The sequence below is a fragment of the Streptococcus oralis genome, from assembly GCF_001075675.1.
GTDB classification, from domain to species: domain Bacteria; phylum Bacillota; class Bacilli; order Lactobacillales; family Streptococcaceae; genus Streptococcus; species Streptococcus oralis_V.
The window spans coordinates 39,603-46,771 of the sequence record NZ_JUNW01000043.1 but is presented as its reverse complement, the minus strand read 5'-3'; the positions used below and the strand labels follow the sequence as shown (position 1 = coordinate 46,771).

At 44.0% G+C, this 7,169-nt stretch carries 1 protein-coding gene; it reads right to left on the bottom strand.

What is annotated here, in order from left to right; all coding sequences use genetic code 11:
- Window positions 1-7,140 (bottom strand): beta-N-acetylglucosaminidase domain-containing protein (locus ADM50_RS06330; RefSeq protein WP_049484920.1); only part of this gene is annotated, 7,140 nt, incomplete at its 3' end.
- Window positions 7,141-7,169 lie beyond the last annotated feature (29 nt).

Here is a 7,169-nt window from a genome sequence, read left to right as displayed (position 1 = left end):
TGTCCAACCATCTGTCAATGAATCATCGTGTGTGCTATTGGCCACACCATCTCCTACTGTAACGACATCAGTCCAAGTTTTACCGTCTTGGCTGACTTGAATCTTACCATCACGAAGATAGTTTTGAGTTCCGTCTTGGATGTAGGCTCTAATCTTCTTGATAGTGCGTTCGCTGCCAAGTTTCAAGGTCACATGACCATCTTTACGAGCATAGTCTGAAAACTCAACGAAGTTGTTGTAAACACCGTCAAACAATTGATCTAGGTTGTTTAGTTTACGAACATCATTGCTTCCGTATGTTGGATGAATGCCCATAGTTGTAGATTCTAGTTTGGTTGGTTGTACTTCTTTGGTTGTCACAAGGAGAGAAGTGGCTGTCACAGCTTGTTCCTGATCTGTTTTATTGACCAGACGCACATAACGTACTAAATGGCTTGCTGCAGATCTATCAGTCAACTGGCTAGCTGGCAACCATTCTTGCGCATTTGCAGAGTACTCAAGGCTAAGAGCTGGGTTGGCTTGGCCTTGGAGCTGGATGCTCTTGACCTGATGGATACGGTCAAGTTTCATACCTAGATAGCTATTTGCAGGAAGTTTGGTTCCAGCTGGAATTTGAAGCTCGTAACTACCCAAGCTATCCACTACCGGAGTTTCCTTCAAGGCATCAACGTTGGTGTCCGTTAACTCACTGTTTCCAGAGCGTGTCTCAACAGAGAAGTCCTGGATACGCCACCAGAGGTCGAGGGCCTTGGTATTGCGTACTCGGATGTAACGAGCATTGATTGCTCTAGTCACTTCCTTGGTTTGCTCACCTGACAAGCGATCGAGTTCCTGCCAAGTAGTACCGTCTGTAGAATACTCAAGCAAACCTGCTGCAAGTTTATCACCTGTTCCTTGACGAAGACGAACTTTAGTGACTGACTTGACTTCACCGAGGTCAAGTTGTGCCCAAGCATCTACTGGTGTCGTATTGCTACCGTCAGCATTTGCCATCATGGCTTCTGTATTGTCCTTGCCATCAGTGATTTGACGGGCTGAGGTATTTAGTTTGTAAACTAAGTTTGAGCTTAGACTAACTGTCGTTGCTTGTTGGCTACGAGCTTTTTCAACTGGACGGTTGACTGCAATTTCCTGAACTGCAAACCAAGTGTTCTCGCGGTCTGCTGTCGCAATCATGCGAACTGCCTTGGCCTTGATATTGAGATTTTCAAACTTAAGAAGGGATTCATTTCCGACATAGCTTGGCTCTTTCAAGGTTACCCAGTTATCATTTTCATCTTGATACTGCACTTCTGCCTTACTAAAGGTATCACGTGGATTTGCCTGCGTTCCCATAACAAAGGTCAAGGTTTGAATCGCTACTGGTTTGTTGAACTTCATACCAATATAATCACCTGTCTTGATGCTATTTGGTGATTTAATAATCGCATGAGTTGCCAAATCGCCATCCGTTACTTCTGCTAAACCACCTTCTACACCTGTTCGATTGGTGATAAAGGTACTGATGATTTGGTCTGGATGCAAGACTTTTTGAACTTCAGACGCTAGAACTTCTTTCAAGGATAGGATAAATGGACGAATATGTTGAACACCCAATTCAGCTTTTTCCATATGGTCTACATAATGGAAGGTGTGAGTTTGAGACTGTTCGTACAATTTCAAACCTTTATAGTAGCTATCCCAAAGTTTGGCTGCATCGTTTGTAGCCATGGCTTCAGTTCCTGTAAGGAAGGCATCGAGAGCATTCATTTGATCGATTGCATTATCCAACCAATAGTGGATTTGGGCAACCATTTTTTTATCGCCTGATGCTTTATAGAGTTCGGCTGCTTCTTTAATCTTGGCAAATTCAGCTCGCAAGGCTGCACGTTCTGCAGTCACATCCTGACCTGCTTTGAGCTTGGTCATGAAGTCTGTTAATTTTGGAGCCAAGTCTACCGATTCTTCTAGTTTGACGACACGATTATCCATGTTTTGGTTGATCATGTGCTTACCAAGTTCGCGGAAGGCTGCTGATACCTTGCTATCTTCAAAATGACCATTTTCTACAAAGTTGAAGGCAATATCATTGATTTTCTTAGCTTCTTCTTCTGATTTCCACTGTTTCCATGAGTATTGAGCTCCTGCAAAGAGGGCAATCTTAGATGGTTCAGACTGTTGCATTGGGTTCAACATGATACCAGATAGCAAGCTTGGATCCACATTTGGATGAAGGAATTTCTCACCACCACCTAGAATCAAGTGCTGTTTAGAGTTATCTGTTACAGGCCAGTTAATCCAAAGTGAAACTGGGCGATAGGTCTTTCCACCTGCGGATAGATTGTTCTTGAGAGTTGAAAGGAAGCTTTCAGAGGCTTCACCCCAAATCTTACCACCCGTCAAGGTCATGGTTGTTGATCTTGGGAGATTTTCATTGAGGGATTTCAACTCATCCTCACGTCCATTACCCCAATACTGTCCAGGAACAAAGATCATTTCTTTGCGAAGACCACTGTAAGTTCCCTGCATCTCAGTCAACCACTTGGTCATATCTTGCATCAAGTGGTTATAGCTATTGTAGCCTCCGACTGGGCTTGGAGCATCATCTGCAAGGATACCAAATTCGCGGACACCCACTTTCATCAACTGGGTAAATTTAGCCTTGATGGTTGCCAAATCTTCTTGGTAATGCGCTTCATTGCCAAAGCGGATGCGGTTGTTCATGAATGGATGGATAGTCCAGACATAGCGTGTTTTACTTTGATTTCCGACGCGAGCTAGTTCACGGATTTCAGCTAGTTTTTCTTCTGGATAGAGTTCACGCCATTTCTTGTTGTGGTATGGATCGTCTTTTGGTGCAAAGAAGTATTGGTTCAATTTCAAATCGCCACCAAAACGCATGAGTTCTGCACGATCGGCATTCGACCATGGGTTTCCATAGTATCCTTCGATGAAACCACGGTTCTTGAGCTCTGCGTAATCTTCTACTGTTACATTGCGAAGGACTGGTACTTGGCTTTCCTTGAGCATGTGTTTCAAGGTTGTCAAACCATAGAAGACTGCATCAGTGTCTTTTCCAACGATGGAAATCGAATTATCCTTGATACTCAAGACATAGGCGTCAATCTTGTCAAAGAGACCTGCTGAAACATTGGACAAGTTTTGCTCTGCTTGTGAGCCTTGTCCATGCACTCCAAGATAGATATTGGTTGCGCCAGCGATTGCCGCCTTACCAGTTGTATAAGATACTTGATTGTCCTGCAAGACACTCTTCAAGCGATTGCGAGTATAGATATCGAGTTGATCGCCCATGACCAGATTGACTTGCTTGCGAAGGGCTGTGACTCCTTCTCCATAAGTCACTTTTTGTGGAGTTGGGAAGACCTTGTACTCTTTCTTGAGATAGTCTGCGCTCTTGCTGGCAGCTGCAATGCTATCTTCGCTAGCTGGTTTACTTGCAGTGAATTGATCTGCCAATTCAACTGTTCCATCACCGGTTTGGTCTACTTTTGGTTTTTCAGGTGTAGTTGGTTTTTCTGGTTGACTTGGTGCAGGCGTTTCTTGCTCTTCTTTCACAGGTTTTAATAGATGAACTTCAGCTGCACTTGCAAAACCACCAACGCCTTCCAATACTTTCAACTCAATCTTGTTGGTATGTACCGTCGCAAAGTTGACTGTTTTTTCTTGGGCGTTGTTGTCCCAGTTTCCTTCTGAAACCTTGACCATTTGGCCATCTTTTTGTGCGTAGATTTCGTAGCGTGTCACGACACCATTTCCACCACCTGGACGTGGGAGATACGTCAAGCCATTGACTTTTTCTGCTTCTTTCAAGGTCATAGTAAGGGTGTATGGCGCAGTGTCACCAGTCCATTTAGTATGCCAGAAGGTATTTGGATCATTGTCAAAGGCCTTTTCAACAGCGCCTTCAGTCGCGTTTCCTGGAAGTTGCTGACTGCTTGCGGTTGCTGTAATCTTATCATTTGAAATCAAACGAGGATTTACAAATGGTTTGTCTGACAACTCTGCACTATGCAAGATTCCTTTGAAACCACCGATGCTTTCAAGCGGTAGAACCAAGCTATTGTGGGCAAATCGAGGGTGGGCTGGATTTGCAATACGCTCAATCTTTTCACCATCCACATAGACTTCGGTTGATTGTGGTTTGGTCACGATAGAGATTTGATAACGTTTGTTCTTTTCAAGTTTTTTATTGAATTGGATATGGAACTGTTCAAACTGGTAAGCAAGATAGCCGTCTTTATCAGCTAGATAGATACGATTGTCCCCACTTGTTGAGAAGGTTTGTTCCCCGTCTCCAGTGACAGTTACATCAAACTTCAAGACGTGACTTGGACCAACATCACCAGCCAAGCCTTCGATACTGCTGTCTTTCTCAAAAGCCAATCCCTGTTCGCTTGTCTTCACTTTCTTACTTGCATAGTTCTTGACTGTTTCAGAATTGATGGTAAACAAGTCGCTTTGATCAATCTCTTTATCAGGATTTGACTGTGGCGCATAAGGACTCGTTGGTAGGGTGCGTTCTGCAAAGGTCGCAGCTGCGCGGTCAGATCCCCAGGTGCGTTCTGCAGTGGTTTGCATGCTCTTGAAGAAGCGTTTGAAGATGTCATAAGAGGTCAAACCGGTTTCATGAAGGTCGATATTATCATTCCAAACTGCGTGACCACCACCAAGGATACTTGGATGAGAAGCTGGTAGAAGCGGACCTCCACCTGTTCTAAAATCATTTGGTGTCCAGCTATTGTACTGACGTTCGTAGTTAGCATAGTCCCCGTAGGCTGCTTGACTATTGCTTCCACTTGGGACACTATAGGTCGGTACATCCGTGATATTGATAATCTTAGCTCCCTGAGCAATGGCTTCATTTGGTCGTTGCCATCCGATACTCCAGATATCAACCTCTACTCCGTTCCAATCAACAGGAGTGTTCCCACGTTTCGCACTGAGTGAGCCCCAGATACGAGGGGTATAGCCTTTTCCTTTAATGTATTTGATAAGGTCATTGACATAGCGACGATAACTTTCTCTGCTGCCATAGTATTCATCCGTTCCGATATGAACAGTGGATACCCCATGAAGTGGTGCATCTGGACCATCGAGGAGTTTGTCATAGACGGATTTGACAAAAGCCAGCGTTTCATCGTATTTTTTATCTAGGTCCAGCATGGCTACGCGCTCGACATTGTGCTTGCCTGCATAATCGCTCAAACTACCTTGATACATGAGGTCTGGACGAACTTTGACAAATGATAGTGCATGACCTGGTGTATCAATTTCTGGCACTAGGTTGATATGCAAGGCCTTGGCAAGTTTAATCAGATTTTGCATTTCTTCCTTGGTATAGTGCTCATCTGATGTCAATTTTTGACCATTCGTACCGACAATATCGGTCTCCAAACGGAAACCAGTCTTGGCATGTTCAAGGACATACTTGAGTTGTTCTTCTGGACTTAAATTCTTACCTGCCAAGTGTTCCTTAAGGAAGATATAGTTATCGTTGAGGTGTAACTGCAAGTCGTTCATCTTGTAGTAAGCCATGTTGAGCATGATGTCTACAAGGGTGTCATAAGGGATAAATTTACGACCTGTATCCAGCATAAAGCCACGGTGGCTGAAACTTGGGAAATCACGAATTTCGCCATTTTGTAGGTCTGTTTCTCCCATTTGAAGAAGAGTACGAGTGGCGTAGAAGGCTCCTGTGTTTGTGGCAGCTTCAATGGTAATCACATCATTTTGGATAGTGATACCGTACCCTTCTTTACCATAACCCTTGTTTTCAACTTTTTTAAATTCGATTCGTTTTTGAGCCTGCTTGTCACCTGTTGCTAGTTCCAATCCACGGCTGGCAAGGTCTGACTGATAGAAGGTTGCAGCCTGATCAAAGCCAGAATCACCCGTCGCAAGGACTGTATCTGAAGTGATAGAAGATTGGCCTTCTTTCCCATACCATTGTTGAACAGCTGGTGCTACTTTTGGTTTCACACCCACACCTTCGTCCTGATGTAAGCCCTTGATGACTACTTCAAACTCTTTTGTAAAGGTATGACTGTCTCTGATTTGTTGGACCATGACCTTGACGCGTTGATCTGTCAGAGGTTTATGGATGTGATTTTGAAGGTCAATTACACCTTGTTTATTGCTTCCGATGAGACTGACTTTTCCTGGTAAAGTTGGTAAGACAAGAGACTGTCCATCTTCTGCTACTGTTAGTTCGGTTACTTGGCGGATATCCGTTACCCTACTATGGTCCGGAACGTTTGAATAAGCTCGAATTTCTTGGATGCCAACGTTTCTCCAACCCATTGTGCCCGCTTGATAGTCGTTAATTTCTAACTTAAGATATTTAGCTTGAATACTTTCAGCTAGGTCAACTTTCTCATCTAAAACAGGTTCTCCAGTCTTGGTATGAGCGAGTTTCCATTGTTTTTCTCCATTAGCGCCCACGTCTTCTTGACCTGCATAGTAGAGACTCCAAGATTTGATATTAGGGTCATTTTGCCCATTACGAAGACGACGATCCCAGTCAATTTCTACATGTTTGATCAAGGTAGTCTTTGGCAGAGTTAGTTCAAAAGTTGGTTTTGGTACATCTTTGTCTGTAGCCCAACGAGTATTGTCATCTCCATCGATAGCTTTATCCGCAGTAAAGTTGGTACCAGTCTCATGGTTGCTCGCCTGAGCAGTAGCACCTTCGAGATGGTTGACATCTTCTCTATCTTCAATTTGCTTTTCAGCTGGTTTTGCTGCTGGCGTAGCAGTTTCAGCTGGTTTATTGTCTGCCTTTGGTGTTTCAACCGGTTTCGGCGTTTCAACTGGCTTGGGACTTGCAGGACTTGTCTCTGGTTTTGTCTCTTCACTTGCTGCAGGATTAGTTCCCTCATCAGTCGCTGGAGTTTCTTCATGACTTGCTTCTGTTGCAGCTTCTGCATCTGCCTTTTCAAGCGCAGCGGCTAAATCATCTGGTAACTTATCCAGTGCTTGAACATGGGTGATGCTTCCCTCTGTTTCTGAAGGCGCTGCTGTTTCTGCTGCCTGAACCATATTGGCGCCAAAGATACTAGCACCAATCATCACGGAGGCTGCACCGATTGCAAATTTTCTTATACTAAAGTGACAGCGTTTCTCAAAAAAATGTCTATCCATCTTTCTCCTATTCCTTTCATCCGCATACA